Source organism: Sphaerisporangium perillae, assembly GCF_023276435.1.
GTDB lineage: Bacteria > Actinomycetota > Actinomycetes > Streptosporangiales > Streptosporangiaceae > Sphaerisporangium > Sphaerisporangium perillae.
In genome coordinates, this window is sequence record NZ_JALLPO010000019.1 from 42,057 (window position 1) to 65,447 (window position 23,391).

Here is a 23,391-nt window from a genome sequence, read left to right on the forward strand (position 1 = left end):
GAAACGTGCTCTACTCCCGCTTGCACGTTGATCTATGCAGGCTTGCCGCGGGCTTGTGTACCCGGAGCCGTTTCCGGTCGTGATCATGCCCCCGGCAGTGGTCACCACCCCGTCTCGACCTGAGCCGTTCCGGCCTCAGCGTGTGCTGAGCATCGCCGGCGTCGCCCCCGACGCCCAGCGTGTCCCGGTATGACCAAGAGATCGTTGCCGTTGCCAGGGATAAAGGTCACACCCCTGATCGACGCGCATGCGTAAAGAAGCCCGCGCAGCCCCAAGGGATCTAGCATGGAAATGAATACGTGCCACGAGCGACGGCGCCCATGCGCGTCGAGGAGGACCGAGCTGTGACCAAGCAGGTGCAGCAACTCGACCGCGTGATCATTCGCTTCGCTGGCGACTCCGGCGACGGCATGCAGCTGACCGGTGATCGCTTCACGGCGGAGACCGCGCAGTTCGGGAATGACCTTTCAACCCTGCCCAACTTCCCCGCGGAGATCCGCGCCCCCGCAGGCACTCTCCCCGGCGTGTCGAGCTTCCAGCTCCACTTCGCCGACCACGACATCCTGACGCCGGGCGACGCCCCGAACGTCCTGGTCGCGATGAACCCTGCGGCGCTGAAAGCCAACCTCGGCGACCTGCCGCGCGGGGCCGACGTCATCGTCAACACCGACGAGTTCACCAAGCGCAACCTGCAGAAGGTCGGCTACGCCGAGAGCCCGATGGAGAACGGCTCGCTCGACGAGTGGCGCGTGCACGCCGTCCCGCTGACCTCGCTGACGGTCAAGGCACTCGAAGGCTTCGCCATCTCCAAGAAGGACGCCGAGCGGGCGAAGAACATGTTCGCGCTCGGCCTGCTCTCCTGGCTCTACCACCGGCCCACCGAGGCGACGGTCAGGTTCCTCGAGGCCAAGTTCGCCAAGAAGCCCGACATCGCCAAGGCCAACATCGCCGCCTTCCAGGCCGGGTGGAACTACGGGGAGACCACCGAGTCGTTCTCGGTCTCCTACGAGGTGAAGCCGGCCAAGCTGACCCCTGGCCTCTACCGCAACATCTCCGGCAACCAGGCGCTGGCCTACGGCCTGATCGCCGCGTCGGTGCAGTCGCGGCTGCCGCTGTTCCTCGGCTCCTACCCCATCACCCCGGCCTCCGACATCCTGCACGAGCTGTCCAAGCACAAGCGGTTCGGCATCCGCACCTTCCAGGCGGAGGACGAGATCGCGGGCGTGGGCGCGGCCCTCGGCGCGGCGTTCGGCGGCGCGCTCGGCGTCACGACGACGTCGGGCCCGGGCGTGGCGCTCAAGGCCGAGACCGTGGGCCTGGCCGTCGCGACCGAGCTTCCTCTGCTCGTGGTCGACGTCCAGCGGGCCGGTCCCTCGACGGGCATGCCGACCAAGACCGAGCAGACCGACCTGCTCATGGCGATGTTCGGCCGCAACGGCGAGTCGCCGGTGCCGATCGTGGCTCCCGCCACCCCCTCCGACTGCTTCGACGCGGCCCTGGAGTCGGCGCGCATCGCGCTGAAGTACCGCACGCCGGTCATGCTGCTCTCCGACGGCTACCTGGCGAACGGCTCCGAGCCGTGGCTGCTGCCCGAGGTGGACCAGTTGCCCGACCTGTCGGTCGACTTCACCGTGGAGCCGAACGGCGACGACGGCGAGACCTACCTGCCGTTCAAGCGCGACCCGCAGACGCTGGCGCGGCCGTGGGCCGTCCCGGGCACCCCGGGCCTCGAGCACCGCATCGGCGGCATCGAGAAGGCCGACGGCACCGGCAACATCTCCTACGACCCGAACAACCACGACCGCATGGTCCGGCTCCGCCAGGCCAAGATCGACGGCATCGCGCAGGACATCCCGCCTCTGGCGATCGACGACCCTGACGGCGACGCCCGCGTGCTCGTCCTCGGGTGGGGCTCGACGTACGGGCCGATCGCGGCGGCCGTGCGACGGGTGCGGAAGTCCGGCGGGAAGGTCGCGCAGACCCACATCCGCCACCTGAACCCGCTGCCCGCCAACACCGGCGAGGTGCTGCGCGCCTACGACAAGGTGCTTCTGCCGGAGATCAACCTCGGCCAGCTCGCGCTGCTCCTGCGGGCGCGCTTCCTGGTCGACATCATCAGTTACAACCGCGTGCGCGGTCTTCCCTTCAAGGCCGAAGAGCTCGCCGGAGTGATCCAGGACGTGATCGACAGTGAGTGATATCGCGACCAACGGGCACATCACGGGCCCGGTCGGCGGCACGGGGCTTGCCCTCATCCCCCGGGCCACCGAGAAGCAGACCCTCAAGGATTTCAAGAGCGACCAGGAGGTGCGCTGGTGCCCCGGGTGCGGTGACTACGCCATCCTCTCCGCGGTCCAGGGCTTCCTGCCCGAGCTCGGGCTCAAGCGCGAGAACATCGTGTTCGTCTCGGGCATCGGCTGCTCGTCCCGCTTCCCGTACTACCTGAACACCTACGGGTTCCACTCGATCCACGGCCGGGCGCCGGCGATCGCGACGGGCCTCGCCGCGTCCCGGCCCGACCTGTCGGTCTGGGTGATCACCGGTGACGGCGACGCGCTGTCGATCGGCGGCAACCACCTGATCCACGCGCTGCGCCGCAACGTCAACCTGAACATCCTGCTGTTCAACAACCGCATCTACGGGTTGACCAAGGGCCAGTACTCCCCGACCTCCGAGGTCGGCAAGATCACAAAGTCGACGCCGATGGGCTCGCTGGACAAGCCGTTCAACCCGATCTCGCTCGCGCTCGGCGCGGAGGCGAGTTTCGTGGCCCGCACGCTCGACTCCGACCGCAAGCACCTCACCTCGGTGCTGCGCGAGGCGGCGGCCCACCGGGGCACGAGCCTGGTCGAGATCTACCAGAACTGCAACATCTTCAACGACAACGCGTTCGAGGCGCTGAAGGACCCCGAGGTGCGCGACGACATCACGCTGCGCCTGGAGCACGGGCAGCCGATCGTTTCGGCCTCCAAGGCCGTGCGGCGCGCGCCCAACGGCGGCATCGAGGTCGTGGACCGGGCCGAGGTGCCCGAGGGCGAGATCCTCGTCCACGACGCCCGCAACCCCGACCCGTCGCTGGCGTTCGCGCTGTCGCGGCTGGACGAGCCGGCGTTCGACCACGTGCCGATCGGGGTCTTCCGGTCCGTCGACCGTCCCGCGTACGACACGCGGATGGCCGAGCAGCTCGACGAGGCGGTCGCCGAGCGCGGCCCCGGGCAGCTGAGCGACCTGCTGCGCGGCGGCGACACCTGGCGCGTCGGCTGACCCTGCCGCCGGGAGCGCCGGTCGTCCGGCGGGCGTGACCGCCGGCATCCGGCGCGGCGCCGAGTGAAGGTGCGACACGAAGCGGGAAGGCCCGCCCCGGTTGCCGGGGCGGGCCTTCCCGCTGTCATGCTCCGCTCCGGTCAGCCGCCTTCGGGGACGATCTTGCCGTCCTCCCAGACGTTGTCCTTCCACTCGTTGCCGGGGCCGTTCTTGTCCCAGTAGGCGACGGGGCCGTTGTAGCCGCCCTTGGCCCACACGTCCCGGCTGAAGACGTTGCCGACGACCTTGATGTTGGAGGAGGTGCCCTTGCTCCCCGCGCCGCCGTACAGGGAGTAGCCCCCGCCGGCCAGGAAGTTGCCCTCGACCGTCACGTTGCGGACCACGCCGAAGTCCTGGAAGAGCGCGATCGCGCCGGTCTGCTCCAGGGTGTTGATGACCGTGTTGTTGCGGATCACCAGCTTGGCCCCGGACGGCGGCCCGCTCGTACACATGATCATGTCGGTGTGGTCGCCGGAGAAGTACTTCGGATCGTGGAGGTAGGAGTCCTCGACCAGGCCCTGCTCGGTGAGGATCCCGTTGCTGATGGTGTGGATGTCGACCCGCCGCACCGTGAGGTCCGCGCCCTGGTTGAGGATCGCGAACTGGGTGCGCTCCTTGCCGTCGCCGAAGATCTCGCTGTCCTCGACGGTGAGGCCGCTGTGCCCGTTGCGCTGGATGATGCCCCAGTCGCCGGGCGCCGCCGCCAGGCGCGTGTTGCGGATGGTCACGTCATCGGCCTCGACATTGATCTCGCCGTGCACCTCGAGGCCGTCGATCACCGTGCCGTCCTTGGTGACCGTGATCGACTTGCTCTGCTTGAGGCTCACGCCGGAGGGCACCCCGGTGGTGGAGGCGCCGGGGAAGCCGCCGGTGGGCGGGGGCGTGGCCGTCTGCGTCGGCTTGGGCGTCGAGGACGGGACCTTGGTGGGCTGGTTGGTCGGGTCCGGGGTGAGCGACGGCTTCGGCGTCTGGCTCGCCGGCGGCTTCGGCGTGTCGCTGCTCGACGGCTTGGGCGTGTGGCTCGCCGGCGGTGTCGCCGAGGGGCTGCCGGAGGTGTGGGTCCTCGTCGGGCTCGGCGTCGAGCTCGCCGTGGCGGACGACGACGGGCTCGGAGTCGTGGTCTCGCCACCGGTGGGCGTCGCGGAACCCTGCGGCGTGGAGGTCGGCGGGACGCTCGGGTCGCCGCTCGTGGGCGCCACGGTCGGGTCGGTCGTCGGCCGGCCGGTCGGGCGGGGGAAGGTGCGGCGTTCCCGGTGACGGAAGATCACGTCGACCCAGTAGCTGACCCTCTTGTGGTGCACGCGCGAGGGGAAGGCCGCCTTGGCCGCGGGGGCGAACACCCCGGCTTCGGCGGTCAGCGGGCCGGCCGTGATCGGGTCGTCGAACGCGCCCGCGGAGGCGACGTACCCGCCGTTGGGCGTGTGGTAGGAGATCGTGTAGACGCGGCCGGCGACGATGGGCACCGGCTCTGCGAACATCGCCTGCTGCCAGCCGCTCTTGGTCTCGTCGGTGAAGGTCACCTTGGCCAGCAGCTTCTTGCTGGAGTCCCAAAGGCTCCCGCGGTGCGTGCCGCGCTCGGAGGCGGGCTTGTAGAACCGCACGCCGGCGACCTCGCCATTGCGGCTGGCCTTGAATCGGGTGCCGAGCTCCAGCGGGGTGTTCTCGGTCTGGGTGGTGGCCTTCACGACCTTGCGCGACTTCCAGATGCTGGACTCCAGCGTCACCTCGGCCGACACGGGCGCGGCGTTGGTGGTGCCCGTGCCCTGGGGGGAGGCCGGCTTCCGGCTGATGACCACCACGGTCACGGTCGCCCCGAGCAGCGCGGCGGCGGCCACCAATGTGACCCGTCCCCCGACGGGGAACCGGCGCGACGCCGCCGGTCGAGTTTCGGCGGACGGCGATCGGCGCCGGGCGCGCCGCCTGTCCGGGTGCCGGGAATCGCTCACTGGCACGAGCCTCCACCTCCGGCGCTCGCGAGCGCCGGCTCCGATCATGTTTCAGTGCGAGGCCATTGTTGCGGTTGGGAAACGATGAGACAACCAGATCCCGTTTTTTATCCCGGTAATAGGCCTAAATCAGCATGGCACCCTTGATTTCAGTACCATAAACGCGGGATTCATCCGACCAAAACCCCGCGTCATCCCGTGATCACTTACCGTTCGGCGCTCCCGCGCCCGGCCGGCCCTTTTCCCGCAACTCCGCGTAATACGCCAAGCAGTCCTCGTACAGCGGCAGCATGCCCTTCTCCCGGGCCTCGGCCAGCGACGGCGCCGCGGCGTCCTTCGGCGACAGCAGCGGCGGGAGATCGTCCGGCCAGGCGATGCCCAGCTTCGGATCCAGCGGGTGCACGCCATGCTCGCGGGCGGGCGCGTACGGTTCGGAGCACAGGTACACCACGGTCGCCTCCTCGCTCAGCGTCATGAACGCGTGCCCCAGCCCCTCGCCGACGTATATGCCGCGCCTGGACCGGTCGTCGAGTTCGACGGTCTCCCACGCGCCGAAGGTCGGCGATCCGACCCGCAGATCCACCACGACGTCCAGCACGCGGCCGCTGACGCACGTGACGTACTTCGCCTGGCCGGGCGGCACGTCGGCATAATGCACGCCGCGCAGGACGCCGCGCCGGGACACCGAACCGTTGGCCTGCGCCAGGCGGAGGTCGTGACCGGTCGCCGCGGCGAGACTGCCGGCGCGGAACCACTCCAGAAAGGACCCCCTCTCGTCCTCGTGGACGGCCGGGGTGAACAGATAGGCGTCTTCGATGCTCAGTTGCTCCACGCGCTAAGGGTGGCATCTCCTGATCTCAGTGCGCTATCGAATGGTGCCACGCCGCATCGGGTCCGGACCGGGTCTGCGATAGTTGGGCGGTCCCTGTTGGAACGTGCCCATCGCGGGCGAATCCACGGGACGCCAGCTCCGCGCCCCCCCCATTGAACTCCCCGTCAAGGAGAGACCATGAGCCGTCTGAACGCTCTCCGGAGCCGCTTCGTCGACGCCCCCGACTCGCTCGGCGCCAAGGCCCGGGCCCGTCGCTGGAACTGGTTCGCGCAGAGCTTCCCCGACCTTTCGAACATGTCGGTGATCGACCTCGGCGGCACGGCCAGCGCCTGGCTGCGCGCGCCCGTACGGCCGGCCCACGTGCAGATCGTCAACCTGGAGACGCCGCCCGCCGACCTGCCCGGCTGGCTGAAGGCCGACGTGGCCGACGCCTGCGAGCTTCCCGCCGCCATCTTGGACACCAAGTACGACCTGGTGTTCTCCAACGCGGTCATCGAGCACGTCGGCGGGCACCTCCGCCGCCAGATGTTCGCCGACTCCGTGCACCGCCTCGCGGACCGCCACTGGGTGCAGACGCCCTACCGCTACTTCCCGGTGGAACCGCACTTCCTGTTCCCCGGCTTCCAGTACCTCCCCATCGCCGCCCGCACCTCGCTGCTGCGACGCTGGCCGCTCGTGCACACCCCGACCTCCGACCGCGAGGCGGCGCGGAACATCGTCATGGAGGTCGAACTGCTCAGCATCACCGAGATGCGGCACTACTTCCCGTCCTCGGAAACACGTTTCGAGCGGCTGGCCGGCCTGGTGAAGTCGGTCATCGCGGTGCGGAGCTAGGCCCCTCGCCCCGCAGGCCCCCTGGTAGCAGGTGCGGCCAGAGTGAACGATGCGACGGCAGTTGGCGGAGCCACGTAAACCGAGCCGTGCCTCCGGACGTCGATTCGTCGGGACCACGCTCCGCAGCGTGAGCACCAACGGGGCAATCGACCCTTTCGATCACGTGGGAGCACCATGAAACCGCGCAGTGCCGCGCGCCGACACAGGTCGGCGATCGTAGCGGCAGCGTTAACCCTGGCCGCACTTCTGTCGTCCCCCGCCGCTCCGGCGCAGGCGATGGGCCCGTGCGACGCGGGTGGCAACAAGATCACCTGTGAGAACGACCTCACCGGCAACGACCGGACGGAATGGGACACCAATCCGCACGGGACGGTCGAGGGATACGGCGACCAGATGAGCGTCAACCTCGGCCAGACGGTCAACTTCAAGATCCGATCCGCGGCGCTCACGCTGCAGGTGGACATCTACCGGATGGGCTACTACCGGGGCAAGGGCGCCCGCAAGATCATCACGGTGCCCGCCACCACCTCGGTGTCCCGCAACCAGCCGAGCTGCCCGGAGAACACCACCACCGGCGAGGTCGCCTGCAACTGGGGCACCGTAGCAAGCTGGACCGTTCCCACCACCGCCGTCTCGGGCATCTACTTCGCCCACGTGGTCCGCACCGACACCAGCGACGACACCCACATCGTCTTCGTGGTCCGAGACGACGCGAGCACCTCCGACATGCTGTTCCGCACCTCCGACAGCAGCTGGCAGGCGTACAACTCCTGGGGCGACATCCCGGCCACCGAGGACAACCCGAACAAGGTGCTCAACAGCCTCTACCGGGGCGACAGCGTCGCGGCGCCGGGCCGGGCCGTCAAGGTGAGCTACAACCGCCCGTTCAACACGCGCGAGTCCACCCCGTGGGGCCGCGACTTCGTGTTCGCCAACGAGTACCCGATGGTGCGCTGGCTTGAGGCCAACGGCTACGACGTGTCGTACATGTCGTCCCTGGACGCGGCGCGCGGCCCCGCCACCCTGCTCAACCACAAGTCGCTGCTGTCGGTCGGCCACGACGAGTACTGGTCGGGCGAAGAGCGCACCGCCTTCGAGAACGCCCGCGACCACGGCGTGAACCTCGCGTTCTTCAGCGGCAACGAGGTCTACTGGAAGACCCGCTGGGAGAACAACTACCGCACGATGGTCTCCTACAAGGAGACCCACGCGAACGCCAAGATCGACCCCGCCGTGAACGTCTGGACGGGCACCTGGCGCGACACGCGGTTCAGCCCGCCCGCCGACGGCGGCAAGCCCGAGAACGCCCTGACGGGCACCTCCTTCGCGGTCAACTGCACCACCTCGGCCGACGGCTGCGCCGCGATCCCGCTGACCGTGCCGGCCGCCGACGGGAAGATGCGGTTCTGGCGCGGCACCTCGGTCGCCGGCCAGGTCTCCGGGTCGATCAGCATCCCCGGCCTCGTCGGCTATGAGTGGGACGAGGACGCCGACAACGGGTTCCGTCCCAAGGGCCTGGTGCCCATGTCGAGCACGACGGCCACGGCCGAGCAGGTGCTCATCGACTACGGCACCAACGTCGCGCAAAAGAGCGCCACCCACCGCATCACCCTGTACCGCGCACCGAGCGGCGCCCTGGTGTTCGGCGCCGGAACGGTGCAATGGACGTGGGGTCTGGACAGCGAGCACGACAGCTACAGCACCAGCGACTTCTCCGACACCCGTATCAAGCAGGCGACGGTGAACCTGTTCGCCGACATGGGCGTGCAGCCCAAGTCGCTCACCGCCGGGCTGAGCGCGGCCGTCAAGTCGACCGACACCACCGCGCCGACCGCGACGATCAGCGCTCCCGCCGCGAACGCCACCGTGAACAACGGCTCCACCGTCACCGTCAGCGGCACCGCCGCCGACACCGGCGGGCAGGTCGGCGGCGTCGAGGTCTCCACCGACGGCGGCACCACCTGGCACCCCGCCACCGGCCGCGCGAGCTGGACCTACACCTGGAAGGTCACCGGGGTCGGCGCGACCGCCATCAAGGTCCGCGCCGCGGACGACAGCGGCAACGTCGGCGCCGAGGCGGCGCGCAACGTCACGGTCGACTGCCCGTGCAGCATGTTCACCTCCTCCACCGTCCCGGCCAACCCGGCGGAGAACGACACCAGCGCGCTGGAGCTCGGCGTGCGGTTCAAGGCGGCCGTGAACGGCTACCTGACCGGCGTCAAGTTCTACAAGGGCACCGGCAACACCGGCACGCACACCGGCACGCTGTGGGACGGCGGCGGCAACGCGCTGACCACCGGCACCTTCACCGGCGAGACGGCCACCGGGTGGCAGAAGCTCACCTTCGCCTCGCCCGTCTACATCACCGCAGGCACCGAGTACGTGGCCTCCTACTACGCGCCGAACGGGCACTACGCCGCCGACGCGAACTTCTTCCGGTACGAGCCGCTGGTCAACGCGCCTCTCACCGCGCCCATGGCCACCCAGGCGGCCGGCAACGGCGTCTACCGCTCGGGGGCCGGCTTCCCCAACCAGACCTACAACGGCGGCAACTACTACGTCGACGTCGTGTTCACCACCAACGACACCTTCCCCCCGGCGGCCACCTCGGCCACGCCGGTGCCCGGCTCCTCCAGCGTGCCGACCGGGGTGCAGCCGAAGATCACCTTCGGCGAGCCCGTCCAGGCCGGCACGGCCACGTTCACGCTGAAGGACTCCACGGACGCGAACGTCGCCGGCACGGTGTCCGCGGACGCCTCCCGCAAGACGCTCACGTTCGTCCCGGCGGCGCCGCTGGCCCCCGGCGAGCGGTTCACGGTCAGCGTGTCGGGCGCCAAGGACGACGCGAACAACACGATGGCCCAGCCGTACACCTTCTCCTTCACCACGGCGAAGACCTGGACGGCCGGGCAGTGCCCGTGCACCATCTGGCCGGACATCACCGTGCCGGACGTGCCGAGCGTCAACGACACCGGCTCGCTCGAGCTGGGCGTGAAGTTCCAGGCCTCCTCGGACGGCTTCATCGAGGGCATCCGCTTCTACAAGGGCGCGGGCAACACCGGCACCCACACCGGCACCCTGTGGAACGGGTCCGGCCAGGAGCTCGCCACCGCCACCTTCACCGACGAGTCGACCCAGGGCTGGCAGGAGGTGTACTTCAACACCCCCGTACCGGTGGCCAAGGACACCACCTACGTCGCGTCCTACCACGCTCCGAGCGGGCACTACGCGGCCACGTACTACGGGCTGGACACCGCCGTGACCGCGAACCCGCTGCGCACGCTGGCGAGCTCGGCGAGCGGCGGCAACGGCGTCTACGCCTACGGCGCGCGCTCGTTCCCGACCGGCTCGTGGGCGGCGACCAACTACTGGGTGGACGTGGTCTTCACCAGGCTGGCCGACACCACGGCCCCGTACGTCACGCTCAAGTCGCCCGACCACGGCGGCACGGGCGTGGCCACCGGCACCGCGGTGACGGCGACGTTCAGCGAGCCGATCCAGGAGAGCACCGCCACGATCACGGTCAAGAACGCCGCGAACCAGGCGGTGGCGGGCACGCGGACGCTCAACGAGGCGCGCACGCTGCTCACCTTCACTCCTGGCGACCCGCTGGCGCAGAGCACGACGTACACGGTCACGGTGAGCGGCGCCAAGGACGACGCCGACAACGTCATGACCTCGACGTCGTGGTCGTTCACCACCGGCGGCGCGACGAGCTGCCCGTGCTCCATCTGGGCGAGCAACGCCACCCCCGCCAACCCGTCGAACAACGACTCCGACGCGGTGGAGGTGGGCGTGAAGTTCACCGCCGAGATGGACGGGCAGATCACCGGCGTCCGGTTCTACAAGGGCGCCGGCAACACCGGCACCCACGTCGGCAACCTGTGGAGCGCCACCGGCACCCCGCTGGCCACCGGCACGTTCGTCAACGAGACGGCCTCCGGGTGGCAGACGCTGCAGTTCACCACCCCGGTGAACGTCATCGCCGGCCAGGTGTACGTGGCCTCCTACCTCGCGCCGAACGGGCACTACGCGGGCGACGGCGGCTACTTCAACGCGGGGGCGGTCGACAACCCGCCGCTGCACGCGCTGGTCAACGGCGGCCCGGCGGGCGCCAACGGCGTCTACCGGTACGGGACCGCGTCCGGATTCCCGACCGCCAGCTTCAACGGCGCCAACTACTGGGTGGACGTGCTGTTCACCCCGTCGAGTTAGTCCCTTCACCTACGTGCGGTTCGATCGCCGGAGAGCTCCGGCGGTCGGACCGCACGGGCAGAACGAGATGACGAGAGGAGAGCCACGTTGACGTCGATCGGCCTTGCCGTGATCGGTGCGGGTTACTGGGGCCCGAACCTGGTGCGTAACGCGATGGCCACTCCCGAGCTGCGTCTTGAGTCGCTGTGCGACCTGGACGTGGACCGGGCGAAGGCGGTGCTCGGCCGGTACACCACGGTGAGACCGACGTCTTCGGTGGAGGAGGTGCTCGAGGATCCGGCGGTGGACGCGGTCGCCATCGCCACCCCGGCGCGGACCCACTTCGACCTGGTCCGTGCAGCCCTGGACGCCGGCAAGCACGTCCTGGTGGAGAAGCCGCTGACCCCGACCTACGCCGAGGGCGCCAAGCTGGTCGCCCTGGCGGAGGAGCGTGAGCGGGTGCTGATGCTCGACCACACCTTCTGCTACACGCCGGTGGTGCGCCGGATCCGCGACCTCATCGTCTCCGGCGAGCTGGGCGAGGTGCAGTTCGTCGACTCGGTGCGCATCAACCTCGGGCTGGTGCAGCCGGATGTGGACGTGCTGTGGGACCTCGCGCCGCACGACCTGTCGATCCTGGACTTCGTGCTGCCCGAGGGCGTCACGCCGGTCGCGGTGGCGGCGCACACCTCCGACCCGATCGGGGCGGGCCGGCCGTGCCTCGCGTACCTCACCCTGTGGCTGTCTTCGGGGGCCATCGCGCACGTGCACGTCAACTGGCTCAGCCCGACCAAGATCCGCACCACCGTGATCGGCGGCTCCCGCCGCACGATCGTGTGGGACGACGTCAACCCGGCCCAGCGGCTCGCCGTGTACGACCGCGGGGTCGACCTGTCGGCGGTCGGGGAGGACGAGCGCCGGGCGGCCCTTATCTCCTATCGCACCGGTGACGTCGTCGTACCGGCCCTGCCGGAACGGGAGGCGCTCCGGGGCGTGATGAGCGAGTTCGCGGCCTCCATCGCCGAAGGCCGTGCCCCGCTCACCGACGGCCGGTCCGGGCTCCGCGTGCTGGCTCTCCTGGAAGCCGCAGGGCAAAGCATCCAGAATGACGGCAGACGAATCGATCTGGGGGGAACCGCTCGATGATTGAGAACAGCCGCTGCCTGGTGACCGGTGGCGCGGGCACGATCGGCTCGACCGTCGTGGACCAGCTCCTCGCGGCCGGCGCGGGCGAGGTGGTCGTGCTCGACAACTTCGTCCGGGGCCGCTCCGCCAACTTGGCCGCGGCCGAGGCGGCGGCCGGGGACTCCGGCCGCCTGCGCGTCGTCGAGGGGGACATTCGCGACACCAAGCTCGTGCGCTCGCTGACCCAGGGCATGGACCTGGTGTTCCACCTGGCCGCGATCCGCATCACCCAGTGCGCCGAGGAGCCGCGCCTGGCCCTGGAGGTGCTGGTCGACGGCACCTACGAGGTCGTCGAGGCGGCGGCCGACGCCGGCGTGCGCAAGGTGGTGGCCTCCTCGTCGGCCTCAGTGTACGGCCTGGCCACCGAGTTCCCCACCCGCGAGGACCACCACCCGTACGACAACGACACCCTGTACGGGGCAGCCAAGACCTTCAACGAGGGTCTGCTGCGCAGCTTCCACGCGATGCGCGGCCTGGACTACGTGGCCTTGCGCTACTTCAACGTCTACGGCCCCCGCATGGACATCCACGGCCTCTACACCGAGGTGCTGATCCGCTGGATGGAGCGCATCGAGTCAGGGCAGCCGCCGCTCATCCTCGGCGACGGGCTGCAGACCATGGACTTCGTCTACACCGACGACATCGCCCGCGCCAACCTGCTGGCCGCGGCGAGCGACGCCACCGACGAGGTCTTCAACATCGCGAGCTCCACCGAGACCAGCCTGCGCGGGCTGGCCGAGGCGCTGATGGCGGTCATGGGCGCGAGCGACCTGGGCCTTGAGTTCGGCCCGGCGCGCGCGGTCAACGGCGTGACCCGGCGCCTCGCCGACGTGAGCGCGGCGGCCGAGCGGCTCGGCTGGAAGGCGGAGGTGGACCTCGAAGAGGGCCTGCGCCGCCTGGTGGCCTGGTGGCGCGCCGAGAAGACCCGGTGAACGACCTTCTGGTCTACGGCGGAGGCACCCGCTACGACGGCGTGAGCGGCACCGACCGGCACATGGCCGACCGGCTGAGCGCGTACATCGACGTGCTGTACGTGGACCCGCCGCGCCCGGTGCGCTCGGGGCTGCGCGACCCGGAGACCGGGCAGGCCGGGCATGTCCTGCGCGCGGTGCGCCCCGGCCTGTGGCGGCTCAGCCCGGTCGCGCCGCCCGCCGCGTACCGCAGGGGCGTCGACCGGATCACCGGCGTGCTGGCCCGCCGCGCCGTGCGCGCGGCGGCCCGCAAGGTGGGGCGCACGGTGACCTCCGTGGTGGTCGCGGGGACGACCGACCTGCTGGACGTCTCCCCCGGTGCCCGCAAGGTGCGGTACGTCACCGACGACCTGGTGGCGGGCGCCTCGCTGATCCGGATGTCGGCCTCCCGGCTGTCCGCGGCCGAAGATCGCATGACGGCCCGGGCGGACGCGGTCGCCGTCGTCTCGCCCGATCTGGTGGAGCGCGTCGCGCGGCCGGGGCGGACCGTGACGCTGGTGCCCAACGGTTGCGACATGTCCGCATATATAGGCATTGACGAGGCGCCGCTGCCCGCCGACCTCCCGCCGGAACTGGCCGGCACCCCGGTCGCCGGGTTCGTCGGGCACATCAACGCCCGCATCGACATCGCCCTGCTCGAGGCCGTCGCGCGCACCGGGGTGCCGCTGGTGCTCGTCGGCCCCCGCTCCGGCGACTACGAGCCCGAGCGGTGGCCCGAGCTCATCGGGCGTCCCAACGTCCACTGGGTGGGGCGCAAGCCGTACGAGGAGCTGCCGTCCTACCTGCGGCTCATCGACGTCGGCCTCACGCCCTACGCCGACAGCGCCTTCAACCGGGCGAGCTTCCCGCTGAAGACGCTCGAGTACCTGGCGGCGGGCCGCGGGGTGGTCTCCACCGACCTCCCGGCCACCGCCTGGCTGGAAGCCGGGCCGCTCATCCCCGTCGCACGCACCCCGGCGGACTTCGCCGCCGCCGTGACGGCCGAGCTCGGCACCCCCCGGACGGCCGCGCTCGCCGAACGACGACGCGCGCTCGCGGCACAGCACGACTGGCACCAAAGGGTGCGCCTGCTGGCGGACCTTCTCGGCTTGGAGATCAAGGAGGTGGCCGGGCGATGATCCCGGTGATGCGGCCGTGGTTCGGCCCGGAGGAGCAAGCCGCCGTCGGCGAGGTCATCGCCTCCGGCTGGGTCGCGCAGGGTCCGCGCGTGGCCGAGTTCGAGCGGGAGTTCGCCGCGAGCGTCGAGGCGAGTCACGGGGTGGCCGCCTCCTCGTGCACCACCGCGCTGCACCTTGGCCTGGTCCTCGCCGACGTCGGGCCCGGCGACGAGGTCATCGTGCCCTCGCTGTCGTTCATCGCCACGGCCAACGTCGTGCGGTACGTGGGGGCGACCCCCGTGTTCGCCGACATCGACCCCGCGACCGGCAACCTCACCGCCAAGACCATCGACGCGGCCCGCACCCCCCGCACCCGCGCAGTGATCGTCGTCCACCAGGCGGGCGTGCCCGCCGACATCGACGACATCCGGGCCGTCCACAACGGGCTGACGCTGATCGAGGACGCCGCCTGCGCCGCCGGCTCCCGCTACCGCGGCCGGCCCGTCGGCGCCGGCTCCACCGTGTCCGCCTGGTCCTTCCACCCCCGCAAGCTGCTCACCACCGGCGAGGGCGGCATGCTGACCACCGACGACCCCGAGTGGGCCGCCCGGGCCCGGCGGCTGCGCGAGCACGGCATGAGCGTCAGCGCCGCCGAGCGCCACGCCAGCGGGTCCACCGCGCCCGAGGAGTACACCGAGGTCGGGTTCAACTACCGGATGACCGACCTGCAGGCCGCCGTGGGCCTCGTCCAGCTGGGCAGGCTCCCCGAGCTGATCGCCCGCCGCAGGGCGCTCGCCGCGCGTTACCAGCGGCTGCTGGCCGGCGTGCCCGGGCTCACGACGGTCCACGACCCGGCGTACGGCAGCTCCAACTACCAGTCGTTCTGGATCGCGCTCCCCGCCGACTTCCCGATGAACCGCAACGAGCTGCTCGGCTTCCTCGCCGAACGGGGCATCTCTGCCCGGCGCGGCATCATGGCCGCCCACCTGGAACCGGCCTACGCCGGGGTACCTGCCGCCGAGCTGCCGAACACCGAATGGCTCACCGCCAACTCGCTGATCCTTCCGCTGTTCCACGCGATGACCGAGGCCGAGCAGGACCAGGTCGTCGAGGCCGTGCACGCCGCCGCGGGCATCTGACCATGCACGTCCCGGCGACCCCCGCCGTCAGGGAGACCAGGACCACGCACATCCACCCCCCCGTCAGGGAGACCCGGAGTACGCACATCCCGGTGTCCCCCAACCCCATGGAGATCTGACCGTGCGCATCCTGGTGTACCCGCACGCCATGGAGGTCGGCGGCAGCCAGCTCAACGCCGTCGAGCTCGCCGCCGCCGTCCAGCGGCTCGGCCACGAGGTCGGCGTCATCGGCGAGCCCGGCCCGCTGGTCGGCCACGTCACCGGCGCGGGCCTCGAACACCTGCCGCTGGACCCCGGGCGGCGCAGGCCCTCCCCTGCCACGGTGCGCATGCTGCGCGACCTGGCCATCCGGCGCGGCATCGACGTGATCCACGGGTACGAGTGGCCGCCGGGCGTGGAGGCCTTCTACGCGAGCCTGCGCGGCCCGGCCGCCGCCGTCTGCACGATCATGTCGATGTCGGTGGCGCCGTTCCTGCCGTCCTCGCTGCCCCTGGTCGTCGGCACCCGCGAGATCCAGGAGCAGGCCGCTGCCGGACGCCGTCACGTGCACCTCATCGAACCCCCGGTCGACGTGGCCGCGAACGCCCCAGGGCAGCCGGTGGAGGACTTCCGCCGCGAGTACGACCTGCCGGACGGGCCGTTCGACGTCGTCGTAGTCGGACGGCTGGTGGCCGAGCTGAAGCTCGAAGGGCTGCTCACCGCGATCGACGTCATCGGCCGCCTCGCCGGCGACCTGGACGTCCGGCTCATCGTGGTCGGCGACGGGCCCGCCAGGACCGAGGTGGAGGAGCGCGCCGCCGCCGCCAACGCGGCCGCCGGACGCCGCGTGGTCGTGGTGACCGGCCAGCTCCTGGACCCGCGGCCCGCGTACGCGGCGGCGACCGTCTGCCTCGGCATGGGCGGCTCCGCGCTTCGCTCGCTGGCCTTCGCCAAGCCGCTGATCGTGCAGGGCGAGCTGGGCTTCTTCGAGCTGCTGACCCCCGACACCGAGAAGACGTTCCTCAGTCAGGGCTGGTACGGCCTCGGCCAGGGACGGCACGAGGGCGCGGCACGCCTTTCGGCCCTGCTGCGCAGGCTGTACGCCGGGCCCGGCCTCCGGCGCGAGCTGGGCGAGTACGGCAGGCGGCTGGTCGTGGAACGCTTCAGCCTGGAGCGGGCCGCGCGGGTCCAGATGGAGATCTACGAGCAGGCCGTCACCGAACGTCCCGCCCGGCTCGACGCCCTCGGCACCGCGGCCGGCGTGCTGAACTACAAGCTGCGCCGCCGCTACGACCGCCTCCGCGGCACCCATGCCCGCGACGACTTCAACGCCGTGGCAAGGAACCCGAAATGATCCTCACTGAGCATCCCGGGAGTCGCGCGTGAGCGGCGCTGATGGCTCCTCGCTGGGGAGCAAGGCGGGTAAGGCGCTGGGGTGGAGTTTTCTGAGTACGCTGGCCGCGCGGTTCGGCACGTTGGCCATCGGCATCACGCTCGCCCGCGTCCTCGGGCCCACCGAGTTCGGCACCTTCGCGGTCGCGCTCGTCGCGCTGCTGGCCATGCTGAGCATCAACGAGCTGGGCGTCAGCCTCGCCATCGTCCGGTGGCCTGACGACCCGCGCACGATCGTGCCGACCGTGGCGACGATGTCCGCCGGGTTCAGCGTGCTGGTGTGCGGCGGTTTCGTCCTCCTGGCGCCGGCGTTCGCCGAGGCGATGGGGAACCCTGCCGCGACCGGGCCGGTACGGGTGCTGGCGCTCAGCGTCGTGACCAACGGCCTGGTGTCCACCTCCGCCGCCCTGATGCAGCGCGAGTTCATGCAGGGACGCAAGATGATCGCCGACCAGGTGGACAACTGGCTCGGCGCGCTGATCTCCCTCACGCTCGCCCTCCTCGGCTGGGGGGCGATGAGCCTGGCCGTCGGCCGGGTCTGCGGCTCGCTCGCCGGCGGCGTTCTGCTGATGACCTTCGCGCCTCAGCGGCTGCGGTTCGGCTTCGACCCGGAGGTGGCACGCAGGCTGATCAGGTTCGGCCTGCCGCTCGCCGGGGCGTCCCTGCTGGTCTTCGCCGTGGGCTACGCCGACCAGATCGTCGTCGGGCACGTGCTCGGCTCCACCGCCCTGGGCTTCTACGTCCTCGCGGTGAACCTGTCGGGCTGGCCGGTGGCGGTGTTCTCCCAGCCGGTGCGCGCGGTGGCGCCCGCGGCCTTCGCGCGACTCCAGCACGACCGTCCGACGCTCAACCGCTCGTTCGTCACCGTCGCGGCGCTGCTCGTCGGGCTGACGCTGCCCATCTGCCTGCTGCTCAGCGGCGCGGCACCCTCGATCATCCGGTTCGTGTACGGGGACCAGTGGGAGACCGCGGCCATCGCGCTCGCCGGGCTGGGCGTGCTCGCCGGGCTGCGGATCTTCTTCGAGCTCGTCTACGACTACCTCGTCGTCCTCGAACGCTCGCGCGCGGTGCTCGCCGTCCAAGGCCTCTGGCTGGTCGTCCTGGTCCCCGCGATGTGGATCGGCGTCCAGCAGGACGGCCTGCGCGGGGCCGCGATCGCGCTCGTCGCCGTGGCCGGCGTCGTGGTCCTGCCCGCCTACCTGTGGATGCTGGGCCGCTCCGGCGTCCGCCTTCTCGACCTGGCGCGCGACCTGTGGCCGGCCGTGCTCGCCGCCCTCGCCGTCGGCGCCTTCGCCGTGCTGGCGCAGCGGAACATCACCCCCGATCTCGGCGTCCTCGCGGCGGCCGGTACGGTCGCGGTGCTGGTCGTGGGCCTGTACGGCTACCGCAGGCGCCGCGTGCTCGGCGAGCTGAGGCGGACGCCGGCGGGGCCACCGGTCCCCGTACCGGCCGGACAGCCGGACCCGGCACGGCACACCGGCGAGACGTCCACCGGTTCACCGGTCATGGGCCGGGACATCGAGGAGCACGCGTGACCCAACTACTGATCATCGGAGCGGGCGGATTCGCCCGGGAGACCGCGCAACTCGTCCACGCGATCAACGACGTCTCCCCCACCTGGGACCTGCTCGGCCACCTGGACGACGACCCCGCCAAGCACGGCACGCTCGTGGACGGCGTCCCGGTGCTCGGCGGGTCCGGCGAGGCGGTGGAACGCGAGGAGGCCCAGGTCGTGGTCTGCACGGGCAGCCCCCGCGACTACGGCAGCCGGGCGCGGATCGTCGCCCGCCTCGGCCTGCCGTCCGAGCGGTACGCGACGCTGGTCCATCCGAGCGCGAGCGTGTCCCGGTCGTCCTCGATCGGCCCGGGATCGGTCGTGCTGGCCCAGGTGGCGCTGACCGCCGCCGTCACCGTGGGGGCGCACGTGAGCGTGATGCCGCACGTGACGCTCACCCACGACGACGTGATCGGCGACTTCGCCACGCTGGCGGCCGGAGCGCGGCTCGCCGGAGGCGTCCACGTCGAGCCGGGAGCCTACGTCGGCTCCGGCGCCCTGGTCCGCGAGACCCTCACGATCGGCTCCTCCGCCCTCGTCGGCATGGGGTCGGTCGTCACCCGCGACATCCCTCCCCGCGAGGTCTGGGCCGGAGTGCCCGCCCGTTTCATCCGTCCGAGCACCGTTGATGTTGGAGCACTGACTTGATCCCGTTCGTCGATTTGCGCGCCGCCCACGCCGAGGTGGCCGAGGAAGTGCTCCAGGGTTTCGACCGGGTACTTCAGAACACCTCGTTCGTGCAGGGCCCGGACGTCGCGGCGTTCGAGGAGGAGTTCGCGGCCTTCTCCGGCGTGCCGCACTGCGTGGGCGTGGGCAACGGCACCGACGCCATCGAGCTGGCCCTCCGCGCGTGCGGCCTGCCGCCCGGCGCCGGGGCCGTACTACCCGCCAACACCTTCGTCGCCACGGCCGAGGCCGTCGTCCGGGCCGGACTTCGGCCCATCCTGGCCGACTGCGACGACGACCACCTGCTCCTGGACCCGGAGTCCGCGGCCACCGCCACGGGGCCGGACACGGCGGCGATCCTCCCGGTCCACCTGTACGGCCAGCAGGCGCCGATGGCCGCCGTCCACGAGCTGGCCGCGCGGCGCGGCCTTGCCGTGGTCGAGGACGGCGCGCAGTCCCAGGGCTCCGAGCAAGCAGGACGCCCGCCGGTCGGCCTGGCCGCGACGAGCTTCTACCCTGGCAAGAACCTCGGCGCGTACGGCGAGGCCGGAGCGGTGCTGGCCTCCTCTCCCGGGCCGGCCCGCGCGATCCGGCTGCTGACCAGCCACGGCAGCGAGGTGAAGTACCGGCACGAGACGCTCGGCTTCAACTCGCGCCTGGACACCCTGCAGGCGGTCGTGCTGCGGGCCAAGCTCAAGCGCCTGGCCCGCTGGAACGAGCTGCGCCGCGCGGCGGCCGACCGGTACGAGACGCTCCTGTCCGGCGTCGACGGCGTGCGGCTGCCGCGCACCGCGCCCGGCAACGTGCACGTCTGGCACCTGTACGTCATCCGGGTGCCCGAGCGCGACAAGGTGCTGGCCGGGCTCCAGGAGGCCGGAGTGCAGGCGCAGATCCACTACCCGGTCCCGGTGCACCTCCAGCCGGCGTTCCGCCACCTCGGCCACGGCCCCGGCGACTTCCCCGTCGCCGAGAAGGCCGCCGGCGAGATCCTGTCCCTCCCGATGCACCCCCACCTCACTCCCGCCCAGCAGGAAGAGGTCGCGGAGACCCTCGCCAAGGTCCTGGGACAACTCTGACCCGATGCCGGATGGGACCCCTGGTCCCATCCGGCCGGCTTGCCAGGCCCGCCGCGGCCGGTCGCCCCGGCATCACCTGATCAACATGCCCCTGCGCGAAGTCGTGTCAGGCGTCGAGAACGGCGAGATCGAGCCGGCGCAGACGATCCGGGTCGGCGATGATGTCGATTTCGGTGATCTTGTCATCGGTGATCGTGAAGCCGAGTACCAGGAACAGCTTTCCGCGGGGAGCCATCACGAGTCCGACCGCCCCGTTCACCAGCGCCGGCTGGGAGAACCGGACCCGCTCGGAGGCGGCGGACGCGCCCTTGGCCACGGCGTGGACGCCGCGGAGCACGATGGGTGCAGGGGTGGGGCCGGCCGCCCGGTCGGCTCGGAGCACCACGTCCGGATCGAGCACGGCGACCAGCGCGTCGAAGTCCCCGCCACGGGAGGCGGCCAGGAAGGCCTCGACGACTCGACGCTGGCGGGTCAGATCGGCGTCGGGCACCGAGGCGCCCCCTCTGACCCGGCGGCGGGCGCGGCTCGCGAGTTGCCGCGCCGCCGCCGGGGACCGATCGATCATCACCGCGATCTCCTCGAACGGCACGGCGAACATGTCGTGCAGCACGAACGCGAGCCGCTCGGCCGGCGACAGCGCCTCCAGTACCACCAGCAGCGCCAGCCCGACCGAGGCGGCTACCTGCGGGCAAGTCGCAAGCACCGGCTGATCATGTCGGTCAGGACCCCCGGCAAGGCCGCCGCCGCATACCGGGCCGGCGCCAACCTCGCCCCCGAACGGGCCGTCGGCCACCGAACCTGGGAGGACTTCCTGGCGGAGACGGTGAACCAGTGCCCGTCAGGCGGCGTTCCCCCCGTTGTAGCGTGACGCGCCGCGACGTCGCGCTGGAGGCGGACGATATCGAGATCCTTCGGACCGAGGACGTCCAGGCCGGCCGGCGCCGGCCGGCCTGGACGTCATGATCCTCGTGATCAGACGAGGTCGAACCGGTCGAGGTTCATCACCTTGTCCCACGTCGCGACGAAGTCCTTCACGAACTTCTCCTTCGCGTCATCGCTCGCGTAGACCTCCGCGAGCGCGCGCAGCTCGGAGTTCGACCCGAAGACGAGGTCGGCCCGGCTGCCGGTCCACTTGACCTCGCCCGTGGCGGCGTCGCGACCCTCGAACGTGTTCGCGTCCTCGGACGTCGCCTTCCACGTCGTGCCCAGGTCGAGCAGGTTGACGAAGAAGTCGTTGGTCAGAGACCCGGGGGTCGTGGTGAAGGCGCCGAGCGGCGACTGCTGGTAGTTCGCGCCCAGGACGCGGAGGCCACCGACGAGGACCGTCATCTCGGGGGCGCTCAGGGTCAGCAGGTTCGCCCGGTCGATCAGCAGGTACTCGGCCGGCAGCCGGTTGCCCTTCCCGAGGTAGTTGCGGAACCCGTCGGCGGTCGGCTCGAGCGCGGCGAACGACTCCACGTCGGTCTGCCCCTGCGACGCGTCCACGCGGCCCGGCGTGAAGGGGACCTCGACGTCGACGCCGGCGTCCTTGGCTGCGCGCTCGACGGCCGCGCCACCGGCGAGCACGATCAGGTCGGCGAGCGAGACCTGCTTGCCGCCGGTCTGGGCGGCGTTGAAGGCCTGCTGGATCCCCTCCAGGGTGCGCAGCACCGTCGCCAGCTGGTCGGGGTCGTTGACCTCCCACCCGCTCTGCGGCTCGAGGCGGACGCGCGCACCGTTGGCGCCGCCGCGCTTGTCGCTGCCGCGGAAGGACGAGGCCGACGCCCAGGCGGCGGACACGAGCTGGGACACCGACAGGCCCGAGGCGAGGACCTGGCCCTTGAGGGAGGCGACGTCCTCAGCGTCGATGAGCTCGTGCGTCACCGCGGGCAGGGGGTCCTGCCACAGCAGCGTCTCGGCCGGGACCTCCGGGCCGAGGTAGCGCACGACCGGGCCCATGTCGCGGTGGGTCAGCTTGAACCACGCCCGGGCGAAGGCGTCCGCGAACTCGTCGGGGTTCTGGTGGAAGCGCCGCGAGATCTGCTCGTAGACCGGGTCCACCCGGAGCGCGAGGTCGCTCGTCAGCATCGTCGGGGCGTGGCTCTTCGACGGGTCGTGGGCGTCGGGGACGGTGCCCGCCCCGGCGCCGTCCTTCGGCTTCCACTGGTACGCGCCGGCGGGGCTCTTGCTGAGCTCCCACTCGTAGCCGAACAGGATCTCGAAGAAGCTGTTGTCCCACGTCACCGGGGTGTTCGTCCACGCACCCTCGAGACCGCTGGTGATCGTGTCGCCGCCCTTGCCGGTGCCGAAGGTGTTCCTCCAGCCGAGGCCCTGCTCCTCGATCGAGGCGGCCTCGGGGTCGGCGCCGACGTGGTCGGCCGGGCCCGCGCCGTGGGTCTTGCCGAAGGTGTGACCGCCAGCGATCAGGGCGACCGTCTCCTCGTCGTTCATCGCCATCCGGCGGAAGGTCTCACGGATGTCGCGGGCCGAGGCGAGCGGGTCCGGGTTGCCGTTCGGGCCCTCCGGGTTGACGTAGATGAGGCCCATCTGGACCGCGGCGAGGGGGTTCTCGAGCTCCCGGTCGCCGGTGTAGCGCTGGTCGTCGAGCCAGGTGGACTCGGGACCCCAGTAGACGTCCTCGTCGGGCTCCCAGACGTCCGCACGACCGCCGGCGTAGCCGAAGGTCTTGAAGCCCATCGACTCCAGGGCGACGTTGCCGGTGAGGATCATCAGGTCGGCCCACGAGAGCTTCTTGCCGTACTTCTTCTTGACCGGCCACAGCAGGCGGCGAGCCTTGTCGAGGTTCCCGTTGTCCGGCCAGCTGTTGAGGGGGGCGAAGCGCTGCTGGCCTGCCCCGGCGCCGCCGCGGCCGTCGCTGATCCGGTAGGTGCCCGCGCTGTGCCACGCCATCCGGATCATGAACGGGCCGTAGTTGCCGTAGTCGGCCGGCCACCAGTCCTGCGAGGTCGTGAGCACCTCCGCGATGTCCCGCTTCACGGCCGCGAGGTCGAGGGTGTTGAACGCCTCGGCGTAGTCGAACTCCTCGCCGAGGGGGTTGGCCACGGCGGGGTTCTTGGCGAGGATCTTCAGGTTGAGCCGCTCCGACCACCACTGGCGGTTTCCGCCGCCCTGAGTCGGGTGCGGGGCGCGCTCGTGCGCGACCGGGCAGCCACCTCCGCCCTCCGTCTTCGCGTCTGTGACGATTGCATCATGGTTCTCGGACATGGAAGCCTTCCGGACTAG

18 protein-coding genes are annotated in these 23,391 nt (G+C 70.9%); 14 read left to right on the forward strand and 4 right to left on the reverse strand.

The annotated features are described in order from the left end of the window. The first annotated feature begins 5 nt into the window (after nucleotides 1–5). The 3 genes from MYF83_RS44345 (at nucleotide 6) to MYF83_RS19610 (ending at nucleotide 3,264) form a co-directional block, all read left to right on the forward strand. The gene (locus MYF83_RS44345) at nucleotides 6–83 is read left to right on the forward strand and encodes a putative leader peptide (RefSeq protein WP_372500201.1); all 78 of its coding nucleotides are present in this window, start codon (nucleotides 6–8) and stop codon (nucleotides 81–83) included. A 261-nt stretch (nucleotides 84–344) separates the two neighbouring features. Beyond that, on the forward strand, nucleotides 345–2,198 hold the full coding sequence (locus MYF83_RS19605) for a 2-oxoacid:acceptor oxidoreductase subunit alpha (protein ID WP_248961919.1): 1,854 nt from the start codon (nucleotides 345–347) through the stop codon (nucleotides 2,196–2,198). After that, nucleotides 2,191–3,264 (forward strand): 2-oxoacid:ferredoxin oxidoreductase subunit beta, encoded by a 1,074-nt coding sequence (locus MYF83_RS19610; protein WP_248961920.1) that lies wholly within the window; start codon nucleotides 2,191–2,193, stop codon nucleotides 3,262–3,264. Before MYF83_RS19605 ends, MYF83_RS19610 begins: the two co-directional genes overlap by 8 nt. A 140-nt stretch (nucleotides 3,265–3,404) precedes the next feature. Here MYF83_RS19610 and MYF83_RS19615 read toward each other — a convergent pair whose 3' ends face one another. Together MYF83_RS19615 and rfbC are read right to left on the reverse strand one after the other, a co-directional pair. Continuing rightward, nucleotides 3,405–5,255, reverse strand: a complete 1,851-nt coding sequence (locus MYF83_RS19615; protein WP_248961921.1) for a DUF4082 domain-containing protein — start codon at nucleotides 5,253–5,255, stop codon at nucleotides 3,405–3,407. A gap of 196 nt (nucleotides 5,256–5,451) precedes the next feature. Then, on the reverse strand, nucleotides 5,452–6,081 hold the full coding sequence (gene rfbC / locus MYF83_RS19620) for a dTDP-4-dehydrorhamnose 3,5-epimerase (protein WP_248961922.1): 630 nt from the start codon (nucleotides 6,079–6,081) through the stop codon (nucleotides 5,452–5,454). 177 nt (nucleotides 6,082–6,258) lie between these two features. On the opposite strand from rfbC, the gene MYF83_RS19625 reads away from it, so the two are divergent. From MYF83_RS19625 to MYF83_RS19670, 10 genes are all read left to right on the forward strand, one after another. Then, entirely contained in the window at nucleotides 6,259–6,915 is a 657-nt protein-coding gene (locus tag MYF83_RS19625; RefSeq protein WP_248961923.1) for a class I SAM-dependent methyltransferase, read from the forward strand. Nucleotides 6,916–7,191: 276 nt separating this feature from the next. Next, the gene (locus tag MYF83_RS19630) at nucleotides 7,192–11,130 is read left to right on the forward strand and encodes a DUF4082 domain-containing protein (protein WP_248961924.1); all 3,939 of its coding nucleotides are present in this window, start codon (nucleotides 7,192–7,194) and stop codon (nucleotides 11,128–11,130) included. An 87-nt stretch (nucleotides 11,131–11,217) separates the two neighbouring features. Then, nucleotides 11,218–12,255: a Gfo/Idh/MocA family protein gene (locus tag MYF83_RS19635; RefSeq protein WP_248961925.1), complete on the forward strand. Its 1,038-nt coding sequence runs from the start codon at nucleotides 11,218–11,220 to the stop codon at nucleotides 12,253–12,255. Then, nucleotides 12,252–13,226: an NAD-dependent epimerase/dehydratase family protein gene (locus tag MYF83_RS19640; RefSeq protein WP_248961926.1), complete on the forward strand. Its 975-nt coding sequence runs from the start codon at nucleotides 12,252–12,254 to the stop codon at nucleotides 13,224–13,226. The genes MYF83_RS19635 and MYF83_RS19640 overlap by 4 nt, the downstream gene beginning before the upstream one ends. Continuing rightward, nucleotides 13,223–14,383 carry a glycosyltransferase gene (locus tag MYF83_RS43830; RefSeq protein WP_248961927.1) on the forward strand — a complete coding sequence of 387 codons (1,161 nt, stop codon included), beginning with the start codon at nucleotides 13,223–13,225 and terminating at the stop codon, nucleotides 14,381–14,383. The genes MYF83_RS19640 and MYF83_RS43830 overlap by 4 nt, the downstream gene beginning before the upstream one ends. After that, complete coding sequence (locus tag MYF83_RS19650) at nucleotides 14,380–15,501, forward strand: DegT/DnrJ/EryC1/StrS family aminotransferase (RefSeq protein ID WP_248961928.1); 1,122 nt, start codon at nucleotides 14,380–14,382, stop codon at nucleotides 15,499–15,501. The genes MYF83_RS43830 and MYF83_RS19650 overlap by 4 nt, the downstream gene beginning before the upstream one ends. A 121-nt stretch (nucleotides 15,502–15,622) precedes the next feature. Further along, nucleotides 15,623–16,834 carry a glycosyltransferase family 4 protein gene (locus MYF83_RS19655; protein ID WP_248961929.1) on the forward strand — a complete coding sequence of 404 codons (1,212 nt, stop codon included), beginning with the start codon at nucleotides 15,623–15,625 and terminating at the stop codon, nucleotides 16,832–16,834. 28 nt (nucleotides 16,835–16,862) lie between these two features. Next, nucleotides 16,863–18,407, forward strand: a complete 1,545-nt coding sequence (locus MYF83_RS19660) for a lipopolysaccharide biosynthesis protein (protein WP_248961930.1) — start codon at nucleotides 16,863–16,865, stop codon at nucleotides 18,405–18,407. Continuing rightward, a complete protein-coding gene (locus tag MYF83_RS19665; RefSeq protein WP_248961931.1) occupies nucleotides 18,404–19,075 on the forward strand; it encodes an acetyltransferase in 672 nt (223 codons plus the stop codon). Before MYF83_RS19660 ends, MYF83_RS19665 begins: the two co-directional genes overlap by 4 nt. After that, complete coding sequence (locus MYF83_RS19670; protein WP_248961932.1) at nucleotides 19,072–20,169, forward strand: DegT/DnrJ/EryC1/StrS family aminotransferase; 1,098 nt, start codon at nucleotides 19,072–19,074, stop codon at nucleotides 20,167–20,169. Before MYF83_RS19665 ends, MYF83_RS19670 begins: the two co-directional genes overlap by 4 nt. A gap of 106 nt (nucleotides 20,170–20,275) precedes the next feature. On the opposite strand, the gene MYF83_RS19675 is transcribed toward MYF83_RS19670, so the two are convergent. After that, nucleotides 20,276–20,872 carry a sigma factor-like helix-turn-helix DNA-binding protein gene (locus MYF83_RS19675; protein WP_308201473.1) on the reverse strand — a complete coding sequence of 199 codons (597 nt, stop codon included), beginning with the start codon at nucleotides 20,870–20,872 and terminating at the stop codon, nucleotides 20,276–20,278. A gap of 9 nt (nucleotides 20,873–20,881) precedes the next feature. Between MYF83_RS19675 and MYF83_RS19680 the strand changes: the two genes are divergently transcribed. Continuing rightward, the gene (locus MYF83_RS19680) at nucleotides 20,882–21,037 is read left to right on the forward strand and encodes a hypothetical protein (RefSeq protein WP_248961933.1); all 156 of its coding nucleotides are present in this window, start codon (nucleotides 20,882–20,884) and stop codon (nucleotides 21,035–21,037) included. Between the two features lie 104 nt (nucleotides 21,038–21,141). Here the strand turns inward: MYF83_RS19680 and katG are convergent, their stop codons facing one another. Further along, on the reverse strand, nucleotides 21,142–23,373 hold the full coding sequence (katG, locus tag MYF83_RS19685) for a catalase/peroxidase HPI (RefSeq protein ID WP_248961934.1): 2,232 nt from the start codon (nucleotides 23,371–23,373) through the stop codon (nucleotides 21,142–21,144). Nucleotides 23,374–23,391 lie beyond the last annotated feature (18 nt).